The organism is Ramlibacter sp. (assembly GCF_028292805.1).
Lineage (GTDB): Bacteria > Pseudomonadota > Gammaproteobacteria > Burkholderiales > Burkholderiaceae_C > Ramlibacter.
This window is the reverse complement of record NZ_JAQGLS010000108.1, coordinates 1-19,985: the sequence shown is the minus strand read 5'-3', so window position 1 is coordinate 19,985 and position 19,985 is coordinate 1. Positions and strand designations below refer to the sequence as shown.

General features: G+C 67.7%; 17 protein-coding genes and 2 pseudogenes. 8 read left to right on the top strand and 11 right to left on the bottom strand.

Annotated elements, in window-relative coordinates; all coding sequences use genetic code 11:
• The 5 genes from JWP65_RS06310 to JWP65_RS06290 all read right to left on the bottom strand — a co-directional run.
• Positions 1 to 211: acyl-CoA dehydrogenase family protein (locus JWP65_RS06310; protein WP_299761571.1), on the bottom strand; the 211-nt coding region annotated here is incomplete at its 3' end.
• A gap of 13 nt (positions 212 to 224) precedes the next feature.
• The gene (locus tag JWP65_RS06305; RefSeq protein WP_299761568.1) at positions 225 to 1,268 is read right to left on the bottom strand and encodes an amidohydrolase; all 1,044 of its coding nucleotides are present in this window, start codon (positions 1,266 to 1,268) and stop codon (positions 225 to 227) included.
• Positions 1,265 to 1,837 (bottom strand): carboxymuconolactone decarboxylase family protein, encoded by a 573-nt coding sequence (locus JWP65_RS06300; protein ID WP_299761565.1) that lies wholly within the window; start codon positions 1,835 to 1,837, stop codon positions 1,265 to 1,267. The genes JWP65_RS06305 and JWP65_RS06300 overlap by 4 nt, the downstream gene beginning before the upstream one ends.
• Before the next feature lie 13 nt (positions 1,838 to 1,850).
• The gene (locus JWP65_RS06295; protein WP_299761561.1) at positions 1,851 to 2,678 is read right to left on the bottom strand and encodes an SDR family NAD(P)-dependent oxidoreductase; all 828 of its coding nucleotides are present in this window, start codon (positions 2,676 to 2,678) and stop codon (positions 1,851 to 1,853) included.
• 20 nt (positions 2,679 to 2,698) lie between these two features.
• A complete protein-coding gene (locus JWP65_RS06290; protein WP_299761558.1) occupies positions 2,699 to 4,468 on the bottom strand; it encodes an NAD(P)/FAD-dependent oxidoreductase in 1,770 nt (589 codons plus the stop codon).
• A gap of 154 nt (positions 4,469 to 4,622) precedes the next feature.
• Between JWP65_RS06290 and JWP65_RS06285 the strand changes: the two genes are divergently transcribed.
• Complete coding sequence (locus tag JWP65_RS06285) at positions 4,623 to 5,573, top strand: LysR family transcriptional regulator (RefSeq protein ID WP_299761555.1); 951 nt, start codon at positions 4,623 to 4,625, stop codon at positions 5,571 to 5,573.
• A 145-nt stretch (positions 5,574 to 5,718) separates the two neighbouring features.
• Entirely contained in the window at positions 5,719 to 6,687 is a 969-nt protein-coding gene (locus JWP65_RS06280; protein ID WP_299761553.1) for a tripartite tricarboxylate transporter substrate binding protein, read from the top strand.
• 70 nt (positions 6,688 to 6,757) lie between these two features.
• Here the strand turns inward: JWP65_RS06280 and JWP65_RS06275 are convergent, their stop codons facing one another.
• Entirely contained in the window at positions 6,758 to 7,762 is a 1,005-nt protein-coding gene (locus JWP65_RS06275) for an Ldh family oxidoreductase (RefSeq protein ID WP_299761551.1), read from the bottom strand.
• Between the two features lie 1,072 nt (positions 7,763 to 8,834).
• Between JWP65_RS06275 and JWP65_RS06270 the strand changes: the two genes are divergently transcribed.
• From JWP65_RS06270 to JWP65_RS06260, 3 genes are read left to right on the top strand one after another with little or no spacing between them, the layout of a single operon-like run.
• Positions 8,835 to 9,671 carry a serine hydrolase gene (locus JWP65_RS06270; protein WP_299761548.1) on the top strand — a complete coding sequence of 279 codons (837 nt, stop codon included), beginning with the start codon at positions 8,835 to 8,837 and terminating at the stop codon, positions 9,669 to 9,671.
• Entirely contained in the window at positions 9,668 to 10,279 is a 612-nt protein-coding gene (locus tag JWP65_RS06265) for a hypothetical protein (RefSeq protein WP_299761546.1), read from the top strand. Before JWP65_RS06270 ends, JWP65_RS06265 begins: the two co-directional genes overlap by 4 nt.
• Positions 10,280 to 11,485 carry a hypothetical protein gene (locus JWP65_RS06260; RefSeq protein ID WP_299761543.1) on the top strand — a complete coding sequence of 402 codons (1,206 nt, stop codon included), beginning with the start codon at positions 10,280 to 10,282 and terminating at the stop codon, positions 11,483 to 11,485.
• A gap of 565 nt (positions 11,486 to 12,050) precedes the next feature.
• Here the strand turns inward: JWP65_RS06260 and JWP65_RS06255 are convergent.
• On the bottom strand, positions 12,051 to 13,931 hold the full coding sequence (locus tag JWP65_RS06255) for an AI-2E family transporter (protein WP_299761540.1): 1,881 nt from the start codon (positions 13,929 to 13,931) through the stop codon (positions 12,051 to 12,053).
• 308 nt (positions 13,932 to 14,239) lie between these two features.
• Between JWP65_RS06255 and JWP65_RS06250 the strand changes: the two genes are divergently transcribed.
• Both JWP65_RS06250 and JWP65_RS06245 read left to right on the top strand, forming a co-directional pair.
• The gene (locus JWP65_RS06250) at positions 14,240 to 14,923 is read left to right on the top strand and encodes a glutathione S-transferase (RefSeq protein ID WP_367280478.1); all 684 of its coding nucleotides are present in this window, start codon (positions 14,240 to 14,242) and stop codon (positions 14,921 to 14,923) included.
• Positions 14,924 to 15,390: 467 nt separating this feature from the next.
• Positions 15,391 to 16,326, top strand: a complete 936-nt coding sequence (locus JWP65_RS06245) for a hypothetical protein (protein WP_299761538.1) — start codon at positions 15,391 to 15,393, stop codon at positions 16,324 to 16,326.
• A gap of 212 nt (positions 16,327 to 16,538) precedes the next feature.
• On the opposite strand, the gene JWP65_RS06240 is transcribed toward JWP65_RS06245, so the two are convergent.
• Positions 16,539 to 17,261: a ProQ/FINO family protein gene (locus JWP65_RS06240; RefSeq protein WP_299761536.1), complete on the bottom strand. Its 723-nt coding sequence runs from the start codon at positions 17,259 to 17,261 to the stop codon at positions 16,539 to 16,541.
• Positions 17,262 to 17,746: 485 nt separating this feature from the next.
• Between JWP65_RS06240 and JWP65_RS06235 the strand changes: the two genes are divergently transcribed.
• Complete coding sequence (locus JWP65_RS06235) at positions 17,747 to 17,956, top strand: hypothetical protein (RefSeq protein ID WP_299761533.1); 210 nt, start codon at positions 17,747 to 17,749, stop codon at positions 17,954 to 17,956.
• A 219-nt stretch (positions 17,957 to 18,175) separates the two neighbouring features.
• Here JWP65_RS06235 and JWP65_RS06230 read toward each other — a convergent pair.
• The 3 genes and pseudogenes from JWP65_RS06230 to JWP65_RS06220 form a co-directional block, all read right to left on the bottom strand.
• A pseudogene (locus tag JWP65_RS06230) lies at positions 18,176 to 18,523 on the bottom strand (transposase); the annotation flags it as partial.
• Between the two features lie 87 nt (positions 18,524 to 18,610).
• Positions 18,611 to 19,537: an HNH endonuclease signature motif containing protein gene (locus JWP65_RS06225; protein ID WP_299761530.1), complete on the bottom strand. Its 927-nt coding sequence runs from the start codon at positions 19,535 to 19,537 to the stop codon at positions 18,611 to 18,613.
• 160 nt (positions 19,538 to 19,697) lie between these two features.
• Positions 19,698 to 19,985 (bottom strand): annotated as a pseudogene (locus tag JWP65_RS06220) (integrase core domain-containing protein); the annotation flags it as partial.

Sequence of the window (19,985 nt, the reverse complement as noted above, 5' to 3'; positions counted from 1 at the left end):
ACTGCTCGGGGATGGTGGCGCCCAGCAGCCCCAGTTCACCCATCTCGCGGAAGATGGCCAGGTCGGTGTGTTCGTTGCGAAAGGCTTCGGTCACGCGCGGCAGCAGCTTGTCCTGGCTGTAGCTGGCGGCGGCGTCGCGCACGGCGCGCTCGTCGTCGGTCAGCTGCGCGTTCAGCAGCAGCGGGTCGTCCCAGTGGAAGGCGGCTTTCATTCTTCGGTTCTCCTCAAACGAATCGGTGGGTCGGCAGGCCATAGAAGCGCGCTGCACTGCGCCAGAACAGGTCGGCCTTCTCGTCGGCGCCGGTCCCGGCCGCGATGCGTTTCAGCGCATTCCAGCCGACGGCATAGCTGTAGCCGCCTTTGTCGACGGGGAAGTTGCTCTCGAACATGCAGCGCGCGGCGCCGAACGCTTCGATGCAGGTTTCCATCCAGGGCCGCCATGCGTCGGCCAGTTCGACGGAGGAGGGCGCGCGCTCGCGCTGCTCGAAGCCAAACCCCGACAGCCGCATGCCAAGGCCGCCGAGTTTGACCATCACGTTGGGGCAGCCGGCGAGCTCGCGCAACGCGGCCGACCACTGGCTGAACACCGCGTCGCGACGGCCCGCATAGGGCCCGATGCCGAGGATGCCACCGCAGTGGTCCAGCACCATGGGCGTCCGCGGGAATGCGCGCGCCAGCGCCGTCAGGCGCGGGATCTGGTGGAAGAACATCCACGCGTCCCAGCTCAGTCCGAGCGGCGCCAGGTGGGCGAAGCCGGCGCGGAAGGCGGGCGAGTCCAGCATGTCCTCGGTCGATGGATAGGACGCATTCAGAAAGGACGCATCGGCGTCCCACGTGACCGGCTGGCGGATGCCTGCCAGGCGGGGGCCGGCGGCCGCGACGTGCGCCTGCAGCACCGGCCGCACGGCGTCACCGAGCAGCAGGTCCGCGAAGCCGACGATCGCGGCGCAGGCCCGGGTCTTGCCATAGATGCCGCTGGCGGACATCGCCGCCACGCCGTTGGCGAATTCGGTTTCGCCGACCGGTTTCATGGCTTCCGGGCCGCCGGCGCGCAACATCGCCCGCGCCTGCACGAACACCGTGGCGCGCACGTCGTGGCCGCTGCCCAGGTCGGCCAGCAGGTCGTCGAACAAATACCTGCCGCCTGGCCTGTCGTAGAGGTGGTGGTGGGCGTCGACGATCGGCTGGCCGGGATCGAGGATCTCCTCTCGCTGGGTGGCCAGCCACTCCGGCCGCACCGGGCTGAACAGCTGCTGCATCGGTTTCATGCGATCTGCGGGAAGTCCGGATCCTGCAGTTCCGGCGCGACGGCCGCCGGCAAACCAAGCTCGAACGCGTTGAGCGTCAGCGACACCCAGCAGTAGTAGCCCAGGATGCCGACCAGCTCCACCATGCCGCGTTCGCCCAGGTGCTCGACGCCATGCGCATAGACCGCGTCAGGCACGCGGCCCCTGGCCAGCAGCATTCTCGAGACTTCGTGGACCGCGCGATGCCGCTCATCGGGCAGTTGCGGTACCCGGCGGGCGGCGATCGCCGCGATGGTCTCCGGCGCCAATCCGGCGCTCAGGGCAATTGCCTTGTGCGCCGTCCATTCGTGGTGCGAGGTCCAGTGGCGGCCGCACATCAGGATGGCCAGCTCCGACAGCCGCGGCTCCAGCGTGGTGCCAAAGCGCAGCAGCTCGCCGACCTTCTGGCCGCGCCGCGCCAGCTCCGGGTTGCGCACCCAGGCGATCATCGGGGCCGGCACCTTGCCGCGCGGGCCGGCCATGGCCTCGGCGCAGACCTCCGCTTGCTCGGGGCTCATGGCGTCGGCTGGGGGCATCTCCAGGCGGGGCATCGTGCTCGCTCCTTCAGTTCGAGGGCCGGGCCGCGGTCATGCCACCGTCCACCACCAGGTCGGTGCCCGTGATGTAGCGGGCTTCGTCGCTGGCCAGGAACAGCACCGCGTTGGCCACGTCCCAGGCATCGCCCATGCGGCCGATCGGGACGCTGGCATTGCGCCTGGCAATCAGGGCCTGGGCGTCGGCGGCGCCGAGCTGGCTGACCAGTCGGTGCTCCACCAGCGGCGTGTGCATCACGCCGGGCACCACGGTGTTCACCCGGATGCCTTTTTTGACAAAGGCGATGGCGGTGGAGCGGCTGAACGCCATCACGCCAGCCTTGGAGGCCGCATACGCCGCGCTGACGCGGCCGTCGACCTGGAAGCTCAGGCAGCCGATGCTGGAGATGTTGACGATGGCGCAGCCCTTGCCGTCGCTGGCGAACTGGCGCTCCATCATCGGCAGCACGTGCTTGCAGCCGAGAAAGGTGCTCTTGAGGTTCAGGTCCATCTGCGCGTCCCAGACTTCTTCGCTCATGGAGATCGGGTCGCCCGGCGCGCTGCCACCGACGTTGTTGACCAGGATGTCGATGCGGCCGAAGCGGGCGAGGCAGTCGTCCACGGCCGCCTTGACCTCGTGGCTGACGGTCATGTTGCAAGTGCGGGATGCCCAGTGGGCGTGCCGCTCCTGGTCCATGATGGCGCTGGTGCCGGCCAGCGCGGAGGCCGCGACATCGACGCCGTAAACCTTGGCGCCCTGCCGCGCCATCAGCACGGCGGTCGCCTTGCCGTTGCCCCAGCCGGCGCCGACAGAGCCCGCGCCGGTGATGAAGGCCACCTTGCCAGTCAGATCATGCATGCGAGTGCTTTCGTCGGTGCTCAGGAGACCAGGCCGATTTCGCGCGCCTTGACCTGCATCGCAATGTAGTGCGAATAGATGCGCGCATGGGCCAGTCCGCCGCCGGCGAAGTACAGCCCCTTCTGCGCGGTTGGCTTGAACATGTTGGCCAGCTCGCCTTCGGCATCGAGCCCCCAGACCGGTCCGATCTTCGCGGCGATGTCCGCGCCCAGGATCTCGCGCACCACCTCGGTCTGGTCCTGGTAGCCGGTGGCGGTGACCAGCAGGTCGGCCTTCTCGATGCGGCCGTCCTTCATCAGGACGCCGTCGGCGACGAAGCGCTCGATGTCCTCGTACTGCAGCAGGCCGATCTCGCCGCTGACGATCAGGTCGGAGGCGCCGCAATTGAGGTAGTAGCCGCCAAAGCGCCGGCGCAGCTTCATCTGGTGGCCGGTGCCGTCCTCGCCCATGTCCATCTTCATGCCCCTCGCCTCGAGGCCGGCCAGCAGGTCCTTGTCCATCTCGATCATGCGCTTGACGGCCAGCTGGTAGCCGCGCACCAGCAGCGGATAGGTGCTGCAGGCGGCGATCAGGTCGCAGTCCTGCAGCGGCAGCCCTTCGTCGTAGTAGAGCGAGTGGTTGATCGCTGCCGCCTCGACGCTGACCACGGTGATCGAGCCGCGCTGGATCAGCTTGACCTTGGCGCCGTAGCCATGCAGGTCTTGCGCGATGTCGTGGCCGCTGGTGCCGGCACCCAGCACCAGGACGTTCTTGCCGCGCCATTCGGCGCCGTCGGTGTAGCCGTGCGTGTGCACGACCTCGCCCTTGAAGTCGGGCAGGCCCGGCACGTTGGGCTTTCGGGGAGCGCCAGCGATGCCGTTGGCGAAGATCAGGTGGCGCGGCTCGAGCACGCGCTCGGAGCCGTCGGCTCTGCGCACGCGCGCCTCCCAGTGACCGGCCGGCTCGTCATAGCGACCACTGAGCAGCTCGGTGCCGGTCCAGACGTTGCATTCCATCGCGCTGGCGTAGGTTTCCAGCCAGTTGCCCAGCATGTCCTTGGGCAGGTACTTGGGCCAGCTGGGTGGAAACGGCAGGTAGGCCAGGTGGTTCAGCGGCACCTGGTTGTGCAGGGCCAGCGCGTTGTAGCGCGTGCGCCAGACGTCGCCCACCCGCGGCAGCTTGTCGACCACCAGCGCGTCCACGCCCAGCAGCCGCAGCCGCGCCGCGATGTTCAGCCCGGCCTGGCCGCCGCCGACGATCAGCGCCGCCGGCTCGCGGTCGGCGAAAGCCTGTTCCTGGATCCGGCGGCCGGCCCAGTTCTCGCCGCCGAACATGCGCGAATAGTCCTTGCCGCTGGGACGCAGCTCGTTGATCGGCAGTTCGTGGCCCTTCAGCTCGTCCAGAGAGGTCATCAGCACGTAGGCCTTGTCGGGCCGCGCCGCGGGCAGCCGCAGCACGCCATGGCAGCGGCCGACGGCGGTCTCGAACGCGAAGATCGCCTCGATCACCTCGATCCCCAGCCGCTTCAAGCGGCGCGGTGCGGTGCGGCCCTGGCCCAATGCGAAATTGCGGGCGTCGGCTCCGGGCTGGGCCTGGAGCAGGCCGCCCACGATCGCCGAGCAGCCTTCGTGCGGGGTGATCGTCCAGGTGAACGCCAGCAGGTCGCGCCAGTGGCAGTCTTGGGCGAAGAGCTGGCCGAGGCCGGCGCGGTCGCCGTCGCGCAGGGCTTGCTCGAAGGCGGCCAGCCATTGCGCCACGTGATCGGCCTCGGTCAGGCCGCAACGGGTTCCGCTCAAGGTCAGTTCTTCCATCAAGATTCTCCTGGGGGCACGGCGCCCCTGGCTCGGTCGCGGGCGTGCGATTGATGCCGGCAATTCTAGGAACGGGGTGCCGGCCCGGCTAGACGGCACGACGGCAAGGAGCCTTGCCGGTGGCGCAAAGATGGCCGGGTGGGACAATGGCCGCATGGACGAGTTGGCAAGAATCCAGACTTTCATCAAGGTCGTCGAAGCGGGGAGCTTTTCGGCCGCCGCCCGTGACGTGTCGTCGGTCAGCTCGGTGGCGCGCCAGGTGAAGTCGCTCGAGGACGAACTGGGGGTGCGGCTGCTCAATCGCAGCACCCGCAGCCTGTCGCTGACCGAGCCGGGCCGGCGCTTCTACGAGCGCGCCTGCGAGCTTGCCGCCGACCTGAGCAATGCGAAGTCGGAAGCCCGCTCGTTCCAGGACAGCGTCAAGGGCGTGTTGCGGGTGTCGCTGCGGGTCTCGGCCGGCACCACCGTCATCGTCCCGGCGCTACCGGCGCTGCTGGCCCAGTATCCGGAGCTGAGCCTGGATGTCTCGCTGGCGGACGATCGGGTCGACCTGATCGCCAACCACATCGACGTCGCGGTCTGGATGGGCCACATGCCCGATTCGGAGCTGGTGGCCAGGCGCCTGAGCCCCAGCCGCCGCGTCGTCTGCGGCGCCCCGGCGTACTTCGAGCGCCACGGAGTGCCCGCAACGCCGGACGACCTGCGCCGGCACAACTGCATCCTCTATTCCGCGCGCTCCTACGGCAGCAAGTGGGGCTTCACCAGGGACGGCAAACTGGAAGAGACGCAGGTGCAGGGCAGCGTCCGCTCCGACCACTCGATGGTGCTGCTGTCCACCGCCGTGGCTGGCATCGGCCTGATCGTGGTGCACGAGTGGATGGTGCGCCGGCACATCGAGCAGGGCGCGCTCGTCACCGTGCTCGACGACTACAGCGTCAATCCCAGGCCGGGCGACGCCGAGCTTTACGCGGTCTATCCCAGCAACCGTGGCCTGTCGCGCAAGGTGCGGGTTTTCGTCGATTTCCTGGTTGCGCTGTTCGCCGACGCCGACACCGATACCGATACCGATACCGATACCGATACCGCGGATCGGGCCAGCTCCTAACCGGCGCCACCCATCTTTGCGTCCGCTGCCAAGGTGCTTCCTGATGCCGGTGGTAGACCGGGAAGGTCCGCGCTTCTAGCATCGCCCGTGACGACCGGCATTGCCGGCCAAGCCGGCCGGTTCCCATCCAATCAAGGAGACATTCATGACGTCCACACGACGCGCGGTCCTCAAGGCTGCCGCAGCCCTGCCCCTGGTCGGCTTCGGTGTCGCCCGTGCCCAGCAGTTCCCGTCCAAGCCCATCAAGATCATCGTGCCGGCATCCCCCGGTACCTCGATCGACGCCATGACGCGCTTCGTTGCCGACCCACTGGCCAAGCGCCTGAAGACGCCGGTGGTGGTGGACAACCGCTCCGGCGCTGGCGGCCTGCTCGGCTACACGGCGGCCGCCAAGTCCGCGCCCGACGGCTACACGCTGATCCTCACGGGGATTCCCCTGTACCTGTTGCCGCTGTTCTCCGAAGCGGCCACGGCCCCGTTCGATCCGCTCAAGGATTTCGCCCCGGTGGCACGGGTGGCGCGCGTTTCCTTCGCCATCGTGGTGGGGGCCGACTCGCCCCACAAGACCATGGTCGACCTGGTCAGGGATCTCAAGGGCAAGCCCGGCGACGTGACGTACTCCTCGCAGGGTGTGGGCAGCAGCGCGCACCTGTGCTCCGTGATCCTGACCGACCTGACCAAGGCCAAGGCCCAGCACATCGGCTACAAGGATTCGTCCACGGCGCTGACCGACGTGGCCGGCGGCCGAGTCAACTTCACCTGCCAGACCTCCACCGGCGTGCTTGGGCTGATCCAGAGCGGCCGGCTGCGCGCCTTGGCCGTGACCGGCACCCGGCGTTGGGACGAACTGCCGCACGTGCCGACCGTCGCCGAAGCCGTTCCGGGTTTCGAGGTGTCCTCGCAGCTCGATTTCATGGCCCCGGCCGACACACCGGAGGCCGTGCTGCGCATCCTCTCGGACGAGATCGTCGAGATCGCCCAGACGCCGGAGTTCAAGGCGTTCTGCCGCAAGCAGGTGATCGTGCCGGACCCGGTGGGCTCCAGGGCACTGCGGGCCGAGATGGTCAAGGAAGCGGCGCGCTGGAAAGCCATTGCGCAACTGGCGCGAAGCTAAGGGCAGCGCGCGCGGGCCTGGCGCCCGCACGCTGCACGCAAGGCGCACCCCGCGGGGTGCGCCTTGCGTTTCACCCGAGGATGGCGTTTAGCCGGTCCAGCACCGGGCGCGGCACCACGATCCCCTGCAGGCGGCGCACTTCACGCTCGCGGAAAGAGCGCTCCGACGAGATGCGGATCTCGTCAACGCCATCCTGGCGCGGGCGTGACTTGATGAAGGCCAGCAGCTCCGTCAGTTGCGCCTTGAACTCCTGCGCCGGCATCAGGATCGCCGGGTCGAACGCGATGAACAGGAAGCCGAAGTCGCTCACCTTGCCGTCGCGCTTCTTCGCGCCGGCCAGCAGGCCGAGGGCCTGGATCGCCACCGACAGCCCGTAGCCCTTGTGCCCGCCCCACGGCAGGATGCCGCCTTCGACGATGGCCTTGGCGCGGCGGGTCGGCACGCCGTCCTTGTCGACGCCGACTTCCTCGTGGAAGTCCTCGTCGAGGTAGGCCTTGAGCAGCACCTCGCCGTGCATCGTCGCCGAGGTGCCCATGTCGAAGATGAAGGGATGCACTTCACCGGGCAAGGCGAAGGCGATCGGGTTGGTGCCCAGGGCCGGGCGCTTGCCGCCCATCGGAACCACGGTCGCCGCGCCGCTGACCGTGTGGATGCCGACGAAGCCGGCGTTGGCGATTTTTTCCAGGTAGTAAGCGTTGCGGCCGCTGAACCAGCTGTTGGCGACGCCCACCACCGCGACGCCGGACTGGCGCACCTTCTCGATGGCGACCTCGGCGGCCCGGTCGACCGAGATGTAGCCGACGTGGTTGCCGCCATCGAGCAAGGCCGACACCGGAGTTTCGTGGATGATCGAAACCGGCTGGCGGGGCTTGTGCAACTCGGGACTGTCGGCGATCGCCAGGATGCGGGGCAGGCCGGCGAACTGGTAGCCGCTCATCGCGTTGCTCACCAGGTGGTCGGTGATGGTTTTGGCCTCCTGCTGCGTGTAGCCCAGCTTCGCCAGCACCCGGTTGCCCAGCGCGTGTGCTTCCTCCACGGACAGGCGCACGGTGTCGCCGCCATCTGCATCGATCATGTCCATTTGCTTTCTCCAGCAGTTGATTCGGCGCCGGCGGACAGGCCGGAAAAGACCACGCCAACGATCGCTGCAAGGCTATCACCGGCTCTTCCAGGCACGCCCGCCAACGAATGCAAAGCACCTTTGCATCCGCTCGCAAGCCTGACTGCCAGGCGTTGCGCCATGTCATGCAGAAAGCGGCTCCCGGCCCCGACCGATCGCCGTTTCGATTTCCGGCCGGAGGGAGCAGCAGCTTTCCCCAGGCTTCCAACCGCCACCACACCCGCTGGCGTCGCTTGGCGGCGCAGCGAGCAACCCATGGAAACTTCCCAACTGCCGACTTCTGCCCGGCACCGCCGCCAGGTCGCACCCGCGCACCGTGCCCTGGCGCGGCCCGATGCGGCCGCAGGCATTGCAGCAGATGCGCGAGCGCTCCGACCGGCATGGTTTCGGCCGTCAACCCCGGCGACGCTGGTGCCCAGCGTGCATTCGCCGTGCCCGTGGCCGGTCCCGACCGCAGCGCCTTCGCGGCGGTTTGCCTGATGGGCCAGGCGGAATGCTTTGGCGCCGAGCGGCTGCACGAGATCCGCGCCGAGCTGGAAGCGGCGGCGCAAGCCGTTCGGGTCGGCGCGAGGAGCTGGTGTTCGGCAGCGAGCGCGCGCCCCGGTTCAAGAGGTGGAACTTGCCAGCGGCCCGCTGCAGGCGGCCCGCGGCCGCGGCGGTAACTTCGCGGCATGCACCACGCGGCACGCCGCTGAACCTCCAGTCCGCCCACAAACGACATCCGGTCGCTCGCCCGCCGCAAGCTGCCGCGCATGCCGGTGCGGTGGAACATTCCCCGATTCGGGTCACTGGTAGCCAGCAGAAGCACCGGGCCAGGTTGCGCAGCGGCTGCTTCGCTCCTACGGCCCCGGCCCCGGCCCGGCGCCAAGGCACCGCCGGGTGCCGCGGCCGCTTGAGGCGGCCGTGGTCGAGCACCTCCCGCTCGTTGCCCGCCTGTCATCCACTCTGGACTTCGTCCGACGCCGCGTTCTGCCATGGAGTCTCACCATGCCAGACATGGCAAGAGGTGGCTTGAAGTCTTGAAAGCATGGCCGAAGCAACGCTGCGCGACACCGTCCTGAGAATTGGCGAGGAGGCCAATGCGTCCGCCATCGCTGTGGCGGCCTACGACTTCGGGCACCACACGACGTGGTCGCTCAATGCCTCCCGCTGGTTCCATGCCGCAAGCACCATCAAGGTGCCGGTGCTGCTGGGCGTGTACGACGCCATCGAGCAGGGCCGCTTGGAGCCGGAGTCGCGCGTGCACGTGCGCAATCGCTTCCTCGGCGCTGTCGACGGGCGACCGTTTCGGGTGGCGCAGGAGCGCGACGCCAACGCCGACGTGCACGCGGCGCTCGGGCGCATGCTGACGGTGCACCAGCTGGCCGAGCACATGATCATGACCAGCAGCAATCTCGCCACGAACCTGCTGCTCGACCTGGTCGGGATCGAGGCCGCGCGCGCCTCCCTCGCGCGCCTGCACCTGGGCGGCATCGACCTGCGGCGCGGCGTGGAGGACGAGGCGGCGTGGGAGGCGGGCATCAACAATCGCGTGACCGCCGCTGGCCTGTGCGACGCGCTGCGCCTGATCGAGGAGGGCAAGGCCATCTCGCCCGAGGCGTCCAGGGCCATGCTCGACATCCTGCACCAGCAGCGCTTTCGCAGCGGCATTCCGGCCGGCTTGCCCGAGGATGCGCGCGTGGCCCACAAGAGCGGCGAGATATCGACAGTTGCCCATGATGCGGGCATCGTCTACCCCGGCGGGCGTGACGCGTACGTCGTGGTCATCCTCACTGAATGGCCCCCCCAGGTGAACGGCCGGCAAGAGACCATCGCGCGCATCTCGCGCGCCGTGTACGAGTACATGACGGGGCCCACGCAATGAGCAGGCTGCCGCTGCCACTGGTGCTCGCCGAGCAGTTGCCCGGCGAAGTGCGGCAGCTGCTGCGACCCGGCGAGACCCTGCAGAACCGGTGCGGCGCCGCACGCGTCCTGCCGTCGTCGTTCCTGCGGGTGGACTCCTGGAGCCAGGCGCGGCAGACGCAGCTGACAGCGCATTTCTCGTTGTGGGAACTCATTGGCGTCGATGTGCGGGAAGCGCCGCAGCTGCGGTCGTTTCCGCGCTACGTGCCTTGCGCGCTCGTGTTGCTGGCCGCCGCGCTCGAGTTGTTTCGGCTGGAGGTCGCTACCCTGGTGCACGTGGCTGCCAACGGCGGCTACCGCTCGCCGGGGCACGCCTTGAGTCGCCATGCTTCCCGCCACTGCTGGGGCACGGCTGCCAACATCTACCGCATTGGCGACACCTTTCTGGACAGCCGTGAAGAGATCGAGAAGTACGCGGCCGTCGCCCGGCGCGTGATCCCCGGCGTGTGGGTGCGCCCCTACGGCCAGCAAGACGGCCAGGCCGATGATCACCTGCACATCGACATCGGCTACACGGTGTTCGAGCCGGTGGACGAGCCGGACGACAGCAACTTCGCGGAAGCAGGCTGAATGCCGCACCCCAGGAAGCTGGAGCAAGCATCCGCGCCGCAGCGGTTGCGCCTGGCCGCGATGGGGATCGAGGCCGAGTGCTCGCTCATGCTGGACGAGGCGCCGACGCGGCCGGAAGACCTGTTCGGCAGCCCCCGCGATTTCATCCGGGGCGAGCTGATGCATCGCCAAGGCACCTCGTACCATCTGCCCACCGGCGCTGCCGTCTACTTCGACACAGGGGTCATCGAGGTGGCGACGCCGGTGGTGGAGATCGAGCGCGGCTGCGCGGCGCGGGCGGGGCGCTCGCTGTGGGAATCGCTGGCCTTCGTGCGCCAGGAGCTCGACGCCTGGGATGCGCGCAACGGCCGGGCGACGCGGCTCGTCGGCTTCAGCACGCACTACAACGTGTCCTTCGCGCTGCCGCCGGGCCAGCCGGTCAACGGGCGCACCATCGAGCAGCTCGCGCTGCTGCTCACGTACATCCTGCCTGCGCCGGTGATGCTGCTGGCGACCAACCGGCGTTCCACCGGTGTCGGCGTGCGGCCGCGCCAGGACCGCATCGAGATCACTTCGGATTTCACGCCCAGCCCGTCGCTCATGATCGCCACGGCGGCATTGATCGTCGGCGTGGTGCGCGAGGTCATGACGTGGCCAAGTTATGCGCTGGACGAGCTCTCCAGGCACGGCATCCCCGTCATCAGCGGCTTTCGCCCGATGCCGCACACGTCGCGCAAAGGCTGGCTTGCGCGCTTCGACTGCTACCCCAGCAACCCGTTCACCAGCGACATCGACACGCAGCCGTGGCGCACGGAACGGCACGGCGAGCTCGGCCTGCGCGCCATTGCGGGAAACACGGTGCGCCGCTTCCTGCGCGCGATCCGCCGGGTGTGCGATCCCTTCACCTTCCGGTTGATCGGTGCCGTCATGCGCGGCCACAGTCCGTCACTGCTGGACCTGCAGGATCGCCCGCCGGAGTATGAAGACGTCGGCAGGCTCTGCGGCTGGGACGCGCTGTCTTCCCCGGCGCAGCTGGCTCGCTCGCGCTACGAACGCGTGGTGATCCGCGCGGTCTGCGGCCGGCAGCTGCGGATCGACGGCCAACGGCTGCGCCCGGTCGGCATGCATGGCTGGTCGGCGATCGTGTTCCGGCGCGAGGACAACCGGCGCCAGGTGATCGCTCTGGACGATCTCGTCGCCCACCTGGAGGAGTGGGAGCGGGGGTAGCGAGCGAGCGGCGGCCAGGTGTTTGCGCGCCGCTACAGAACCAACCGGCCGGCCAGCGCAAGCAGCGTTGCGTGGCGGGTCGGGTCGGATCACTGCGCCTGCGGCAGGACCGTGACGCCCAGCCCGCGTCGCCGACGATGCCGACGGCGGCGGCGCCAAAGCGGATGAGCCGCGCGGTGACCTCGCTCGGACTTTCCCGCACGAGCATCGGTGCGTGGTGCAACTGCGCCAATGCAGTCGCCCAGGGCCGCGCCAGCTGATGGACAGCGACAGACGCTCGCGACCTCAACGAATCGTTGCTGGTGCGGACGTGCGGACACGCCGAAAACCGCCGCTGCCATGCTCCACGACCATGTTCCCTTCTTCTTCCTCGTCAGCGCGATCTTTTTCGCGGCGGGCATCGTCAAGGGCGTGCTGGGCAAGGGCTGGCCGGCCCTCAGGATGGGCCTGCTCGGGCTGCTGATGCCGGTGCTGCAGGCGGCCAGCCTGCAGCACCTTGACGGGCCGAGAGAAATGGGCGCTCCCAGTTCAACGGGTGCGCAGAAACTGGCGATGGTGCCTGCGGCTACGCGCCAGGACCACCCATGCCCAAAGATCCGACTGCGGTGTCCGGACGACCTCCGAGCTCGAACGCGACAGCTTCCGAGAACGACCGGACGAGCAGGTCCACGTGCCCCTGCACGACGGCTTCGTCCGCGACACCTTCCTCCAGGGGCAGCTTGACGGTCAGCAGCATGGCCTTCGGAAACGAGGCCCGCACATCCTTGGCGGCTGCTTGCCAGGCGTGCTGGGTTTCCTCGAGCGGGTAGGCGAGGAACACCGTCGAAAAAGGGTCTGACTTGCCTTCGTGTGGAGCGTCGAGCGTTCGCGCCAGCGACAAGCTGGCGGCCCGGATACCTTCGTCCCGGAGTGCCTGCACCAGCAGCTGCGTGAGCACGTCGTCGCGCGTGGTTCCCAGCCCCGCGCAGAGCACGACCTGGGCGGCCCGCAGCGGTGGCGCTCCCTGCCAGCGACCGAGCCCCTGGTCGCGCATCGCGCGCAGGTGCGCGCCGACGTTGGCCTCCAGCAGCGACGTCGACCGGCGCTTGCGACTGGCGCCCTGATGCCGCTTGACGGCGCTGAGGGATTCCGCGACCGCCGCGATGGTGTGGCGGATCCGGTCCTGCTGCTCGCTGCCGATCCGGTCGGCCCGGAAGTCGGCCGCTGCCAGGGCCAGCCCGGGCAGCAGGATCTGGTCGCAGTAGCGGGCGAAGTTGCTGCGCTGCAGGTAGACCCGGGCGGCTGCAACGATCTCACCCGGTTCGCCCGAGAGTGCGCGCTGGTAAAGCCGCAATCCAGCCGTGAGCCCGGGAGCCTCGCCAAACAGGATGGAGATTGGCTCCAGTGCGCGCACGTGGCGCCCTGCCACCACCAGGCACAGGGTCATCGGCGTGGACAGCAGGAGGCCCACCGGACCCCAGATGGCGCCCCAGAACAAGGCCGACACGATCACGCCCAGGGGCGCCAGGCCGCTGCTCTGGCCGTAAACGCGGGGCTCCACCAGGTGCACGACAATCCCTTCCAGCGCGACGAACAGGCCCGCGCTCCACAGCATGAGGGACCAGCCCGGATCGACGGCAGCCGCGAAAACCGCGATGGCGCCGCCGGCGGCGAGGGCGCCGACGTAAGGGACGAACCGCGCCAGGCCCCCCAGCGCGCCCCAGAGGGCGGCGTGCGGAACGCCCACGATCCACAGCGCCGAGCCGAGCACCAGGGCGAAGGTCACGTTCACCACGAACTGCGAAACGAAAAACCGCGAGACGCCCTGGGCTGCATCTTCCACGGCCCGCATCGTCCTGCCTGCCTCCGCCTCCCCGGCAAGGCTGATCATGCGGTCGCGAAGACCTTCGTGCTCCAGCAGGATGAAGACCAGCAGCACCAGCACGATCCCCGCCTGGCCGACCGGTCCCCACAGCAACGAGAAGAGCCAGCTGATCGCTTCGGTTGCCGTCGTCGGCGCACGGGTCTGCGGCGAAGCGACCTGTGGGTCGGCTGCCGCCTGGCCGCCTCGCTCGCGCGGCTTGCTGGTGGCGGTCGGGTGCGCCGGGGGCACGACGGTGCGCAGCACCGATTCCACCTGCTCGAGCGGACCGACCGTCAGTTCCCTTGCATGTTGCAGCTTGGAGCGAATGGCTTCCCGGTATTGCGGCAGGTCGGCGGCAACCGTGACCAGCTGGGAGGCCAGCACTGCGGTCACTGCGGCCAGGGAGGCGCCCACGAGCACGACCGACACCAGTGCGCCCGCCGTATGCCCAAGGCCGATGCGCGCCAGCTTGCGTTTGAGCGGCGCAATCACCAGGCTGAGAATGGCAGCCAGCGCGAGCGGCGCCAGGAATGCGCGGCCGAAGTAGAGCATCGCCAGAACGCACGCCGTGGCGACAATTCGGGCCGGGCGCGAACCGAGCAATGGAGGAATGTGCGGCAACAAGGAGGTTCCCGTTAAAGCAAGGCGTGCCGAAGCAGCTTCTTGATGCCGCGCCCGACGCGCTCGACGGGCTCGAGGAGCTCGTCGCCCTTGGGAATCAGGAGGCCGGCAGGTGTTTTCACCCGCCGGATTGTCGGGCCGATTTGCGTGCTGCGCGCCCGGATTGCCAATTCGCGGCGAGGAGAACGTCCACTTCCGGCCAAAGAGCACGCGCCAGGGAGGGCGGCGCGCCGCCGTCAACCGGGCCCGGCGCCCGCTCCAGCGCCCTGCCAGAATGTCGGCATGCTGTTTTGGACACGACGATGCGGGGCGAGACGCCCGACGCGCGCGTGCGGCGCGCACTGATGCATCGCCCACTGCTCTACACCTACCGCCGATGCCCGTACGCCATGCGCGCCCGCATGGCGCTGGTGCAGGCGGGCGTTGAATTCGACGTCCATGAGATCGTCCTTCGGGACAAGCCCGCCGACATGCTCGGGATGTCGCCCAAGGGGACGGTGCCGGTGCTGGTTCTGCCGGACGGAAGGGTCGTGGACGAGAGCCTGGACATCATGCAATGGGCCTTCCACGGGCGGGACCCCGACGGCTGGTGGCAACGGGCGCAGTCCGACAGTTGCCACGCGTTCATCGAGTTCAATGATGGCCCGTTCAAGCAGCACCTGGACGGCTACAAGTACCCTGAACGCTACCCCGCGGACACTGTGCCGGCTTTCCACCGCGACCAGGCGGTGACGTGCCTGTTGCGGCCGCTCGAGGTGCAACTTGGCGGCCAGCCGTTCCTTGGCGGGGACCAGCCGTGCGCGGCCGACCTTGCGGTCTTTCCCTTCGTTCGCCAGTTTCGTGCGGTCGACGCGGGCTGGTTCGATGTGCAGGGCCGGCCGGCGACGCAACGCTGGCTGCGAGGGTGGCTGGAAAGCGAACTGTTCCAGCGCTGCATGAGGAAACTGGCGGCCGGCACCACGGTGCAATTCTGAACAGACCGGGTCCGCCGCCTGTCGTCACCAGGCCATACCGGTCCCGACCGGCAGTGCTTCGTGCACCGGGTGTTACGGCTCATACTTTCCAACGCACGGCGATCGGTGTCCGCGCAGCTCGAGTCGCGGGCTGCGACCCGGCACCCGATCACAGGAGCGCCGTTCGCCCCCTCCTGCCGCGGCACGCCGTTGCCTGCCGCACGTCACCAAAGAATCAAATCACATGGCCCAGTCCGTCCGGTCGAGAGCGCTGCACGCGCAAGCACTCGCCCTCCTCCTGCTTCTCTGCGCCCGCGGCGGCGCAGGCGGCCCCACCGAAGGCGAGGACAGCGCCAATGCACCCGACAGCGTGGCGTCGCCGGGCACCCGACGACGGGCCAGCTCCTGCGCCTCCTGTCGCGGATTCGCTTCCGGTCGCCGGATACGCGGGTGGCTGGCCCGTGCCTGCGCAGGCGCGCGCCCAAGACGTGTCCCAGCCGGGCGCCGTGATCGGCAACGGCAGCCCGGCGAGCTGCACGAGCGCGGCGTTTGGGGCCGCGGTCGCCAAGGGCGGTGTGATCACCTTCAACTGCGGCAGCGAACCGGTCAACATCACGCTGACCGAGACGGCCAAGGTGGTGAACGACGCCGCCGCAAGGATCGTCATCGACGGCGGTGGCAAGGTCACGCTCTCCGGTGCAGGACAGCGGCCAATCCTGTACATGAACACGTGTGACCGGGACCAGGTCTGGACCACGTCCCGCTGCGACAACCAGGACCATCCGCCGCTGACCCTGCGGAATTTCACTTTCGTCGACGGCCAGGCGAGCGGCGCCAACCCCGCCGGGGCAGAGGGGGGCGGCGCTGTGTTCGCCCGAGGCGGACGGCTCAGGATCGTCAACAGCCGCTTCTTCCGCAACGCCTGCGACGCGTCCGGGCCGGACGTCGGCGGAGGCGCGGTGTGCGCATTCGACCGGTTCGAGCGGCTGCCGCTGTACGTGGTGAATTCGACGTTTGGCGGCCGCAGCGACCTGGGCAACGCCTGCAGCAATGGCGGCGCGCTGTCATCCATCGGCGTGAGCTATACCGTGATCAACAGCCTGTTCACGCACAACCGGGCGATCGGCACCGGCGCGAACCCGGCGCAGACCGGCACGCCAGGCGGCGGCAGCGGTGGCGCGATCTACAACGACGGGAACACGTTCGACTTGCGCGTGTACGGCAGCCGCCTGGCGGACAACCGCGCGAACGAGGGCGGCGGTGCGATCTTCTTCGTGAGCAACGACCGAACCGGAACGCTCGCGATCTCCAACTCGGTCCTGCGGGCGAACCCCAGTGCCGGGTTCGAGACCTCCGGCTTGCCAGGCATCTTCTATCTGGGCAACGGGGCTGCGCAGATCAGCGGCTCCACGTCACAACCCTGAGGCAGCCGCCCGCCGCTGCACACCCGCGGCGGTCGCGCGGCTTGGCTCGACCGGATCTTCCCGCGCGTCCAGCTCAGGCCGCCGGCAGCCCTCGCTGGCAGGACATGAAGCCGGCGAACTGCTCCGTTGAGGGCGGCCCAGTGTCCGCCGCCGGGCGAGGGGGCCCCGCCAGCCTCGGGTCTGGGCCGCAGCGCGCACGCTGCAGCGCTTCTTCACGCCAGCAGCCTTTTCGCTTCCATCAGGTCCAAGCCATACATCTCGGCGAACTCGGCAACCGTCTTGCCGCTGGCCTGGAATGCGTTTTGCACGGCTTCGCGGCGCGCTTTTTTTTGCGCCACCATCGACAGGGCGTCTTCCAGCACCGATTGCAGATTGTCATCGGGCGAGGTGAAGCGCTCGCGGTAGCCTTCGCGGCTGAGTCCGGACGCCTCGATCGCGGCCGCCAGTAGCTGAACGGCCTGCTGGCGCGCCTGCTCCGGGGCCTTGCCGCTGCGGCGTTTGTACAGTTCCACAATCGCATGATGCACATGCTCTGGCGCCACCGGCTCCACCGGGTTGGCTTGTAGGTCGTGCCGGGCCAAGCCGGAGGCCACCGCCTCGATGTAGCGGGTCGAACGCGTGTGCAGCCCGAGCGCCACCTTCAGCTCGGCCGCGGGCAGCGCCTGCGGCTGCGCCGCGACGAGGTCCTCGAAGACGCCGACCTTGAGTGGAAGGAACCGGGCGCCGAACAGCCGCGGGTACAGCTCGAACAGTTTCTGCAGGAGGGGGTGGACTGGCCGCGGCGCTTTGCGCGGGGCGCGCCGGCCGCGCGAGGCTGGGGAAGTGACGGTCGAGTCTTGGGTCATGGTCATGTTCTTGGTTGACAGGCGCGAGCAAGGTGCGGGCGATCGGTTCGCCGACCCGGCCGCGCACCCGCCATGTTTGGTGGGCCCCACTTTCCCTGTGCCGACACGTGCCGCGGCAGCTTACGCTGCTGCTTCGCGTCGGCGCCAAGCGGGGCGTGCGACGCAGAAAAAGCGCTGCTACGCTTCGGGTACGCAGCTCAAGGTAAGGGCAATCAATGAGCACGCTACTCCAATGGCGCTCAATCTGACCGGCGAGCCTGCCCCAAATCGGCAAGGACTTTTTCAGGCGTGACCGCAGTTTAGTTGCAAAGCGCGGGTTCTCACCGAGCGCCGTGGCAATGAAGGCGGCTGGCCCAAGGCAGTGCGCATCTACGGCGTCGCAAGCATGCGTCGGTGCTGGGGTGTCATGCGCCCGGCAACGTCGTGCCAGCCTCCTTGATGAAAGTTCGCCTCGGAGCGCAGAATGCTGGCATGCGGGAGGGGCCTCGCGCAAGGCAGATCGCCAACTTGACGGAGCGCCTCTACGGCTCATCCGTTCGATCCCGGCGACGTTGCCGAGCCGTTCCCATGAGACCGTGGTCCGCCGCATCCTCGTGGGTGAAGCGGGGCGCCGGGTCCAGGGCCTGCTGGCCAGGCTGGGGGTCTTTCGCAGCTATGTGTTCGTCAACACCTTCCTCTACAGCGTCCATGGAAGTGTCAAGGGCAGCACCCGGCGGTCGGCCGGCATTGTTGATTACCAGAATCGCTGGCTGGACGCGCTGCTGGTGTCCATCAGGTTGAAGTAGTCCTGGCGTTTGGGACGGCAGCCAAAGGAGCGTGGCAGACGTGGAAAACGACGCCGGCCGCCCAGTCCGTGCAAGTGAGCTACGCCGTCTTGACGCATCTCACCCAGCCCGAGAGTTCCTCGGGAGGCAACCGAGCCAGGCTGGCCGGGGCGATCCCAAAGATGCTGCGGAACTGGAACCTGGGCATGCGGTCAGTCAAGGGCGAGCGCGGAACCCACTTTTTTCGGCGGCGTACTCCACGGCTTCCTTGAGGATCTCGTTCCCCAGGGTCTTCTTTCCCAGCACCCGTTGCAGCTTGGCGATCTCAGCTCGTGCGGCCGCCAACCCCGAAGCTGGAACGCCCGCTTCGCCGGCTGACACGGCCATCAACGCGCCTTGGTGGTCCAGCTTGTGCTACTGGGACGGCAGGCTGGCTGCGGCCCCTTCCCGGTGCGCCACCAGCCACACGCTCATGCCAGCCTCATAGGCGCGCCGTACCAGTGCCGCCTCCTCTGCGGGGGACCAGCGCCTGCGGCGGTGGTCTTTCAGGATGACTTCAACAGAGTCTGTACTCCTAGTCGTATTCACAGTCCTACTCCTATCTGAAAAGATCAGCGATAGAACGTGTCCTGGCAATCAGGAGCCTTTCTCAAAGACTCGCTTCGTACGTCCGAACTAGCTAAAGGCTGCAGTGCGCCCGTGCAGCGCGTCGAACTGCCGGTTGTGCATTTCCAAGTATCGGCGCTGCGCCACGTTGGGGGTGAAGCTCAAGCGTCGCAATGGCCCGAGTAGTCCCCGGTCAGCCACCGAGATCCGCGGCGACTGCACCAACTCACCGTTAGCTGCGAAGGTGATCAGGTATCGGTCGAAAAGTGCGTCGAGGTTGGCAGCCAGGAGGAGGCCGTTATTTGGATCCAATTTCTCCTCATACGAGGAGCACTTACTCCACGCGAGAATGTGCGATGCGCGAAGGACTTGACGCAGTTGCAAGCCTGACACCACGCAGCGGGATCCGAACTTATCGTCCAAATCCTTGCGGTACTGCCCCTGTCCATGCCTCGCGTCGATGAGTCGCTTCAACGTCACCGGGTCGAGCCGCTTGTCCCCGCGTAGATCCTCAAGATCCTGCTCCAGATCTGACTCGCGATCACGCGTTTCTGGATGCTCGTAATCCGGGTCGACATATGCTGCCGAGCGTCGCATCAAGTCCAGAGCGGTTTTAAAATCGCGGACGTGCAAGTATTTGGGCCCACGACCCGTCGCGGGACTGAGAGCGAATGCCGAAGGGCGATATCCGTGAGACTGGCAGAAATCAACGAGGTCGAACTTGGGAGGGCACGCGTTTTTCGAATCCGGTTGGCCTGGATTGAATTGATACCCGATCAGCCTGTCCGGCTTCGCGGAAATGTCCACAGAATACGCGAGGTACTCGTCGCGCCACTTGACGCAGATGGTCCCTTTCAGTCGGCTCCCGCTCACCCCGGTGGGTAGCACGGAGAAGCCTTCTGCTTCCAAGGAAACGAGGAGCCTGCAAAGCTCTGGACGCAGGTAAAGCCCTGGACGCGTATAGCCTTCGCCAACCATCCTGGCTATCAGATTCACGAACTCTGGGGGAAGGCTCGGGGCTTCGGAATTGGTAAGAGTGGACACTGCCGAACAGAACTATGGATGAGGTAGAGAGCATATCCTGCAGCCCGAGCTTTCTCGCAGTGCCCATTCAGCCTGAATCAACTCGGGTTCCTTGGAGGCCAGTTGGTTTAAGTCAGACCTCCACCGAGGTGGCCTGACTGGCGAGTTGCCGGTAGTAGTTTGCCTCAGCCTGCGCCGGCGGGATGTAGCCGATGGGTTCGAGCAAGCGATGGGGGGTAAACCAGGACACCCATTCGAGCGTGGCCAGTTCCACCGAGTCCTTGGTTTTCTAAGGCGCCCGGCGGTGAATCAGTTCGGCCTTGTACAGGCCGTTGATGGTCTCGGCCAAGGCGTTGTCGTAGGAGTCGCCCTTGCTGCCCACGGACGGCTCGATGCCAGCTTCGGCCAGTCGTTCGGTGTA

Coding starts and splice junctions, on each gene's coding strand:
- JWP65_RS06305 (WP_299761568.1), bottom strand. CDS start 1,268: ATGAAACCGATGCAGCAGCTGTTCAGCCCGGTGCGGCCGGAGTGGCTG.
- JWP65_RS06300 (WP_299761565.1), bottom strand. CDS start 1,837: ATGCCCCGCCTGGAGATGCCCCCAGCCGACGCCATGAGCCCCGAGCAA.
- JWP65_RS06295 (WP_299761561.1), bottom strand. CDS start 2,678: ATGCATGATCTGACTGGCAAGGTGGCCTTCATCACCGGCGCGGGCTCT.
- JWP65_RS06290 (WP_299761558.1), bottom strand. CDS start 4,468: ATGGAAGAACTGACCTTGAGCGGAACCCGTTGCGGCCTGACCGAGGCC.
- JWP65_RS06285 (WP_299761555.1), top strand. CDS start 4,623: ATGGACGAGTTGGCAAGAATCCAGACTTTCATCAAGGTCGTCGAAGCG.
- JWP65_RS06280 (WP_299761553.1), top strand. CDS start 5,719: ATGACGTCCACACGACGCGCGGTCCTCAAGGCTGCCGCAGCCCTGCCC.
- JWP65_RS06275 (WP_299761551.1), bottom strand. CDS start 7,762: ATGATCGATGCAGATGGCGGCGACACCGTGCGCCTGTCCGTGGAGGAA.
- JWP65_RS06270 (WP_299761548.1), top strand. CDS start 8,835: ATGGCCGAAGCAACGCTGCGCGACACCGTCCTGAGAATTGGCGAGGAG.
- JWP65_RS06265 (WP_299761546.1), top strand. CDS start 9,668: ATGAGCAGGCTGCCGCTGCCACTGGTGCTCGCCGAGCAGTTGCCCGGC.
- JWP65_RS06260 (WP_299761543.1), top strand. CDS start 10,280: ATGCCGCACCCCAGGAAGCTGGAGCAAGCATCCGCGCCGCAGCGGTTG.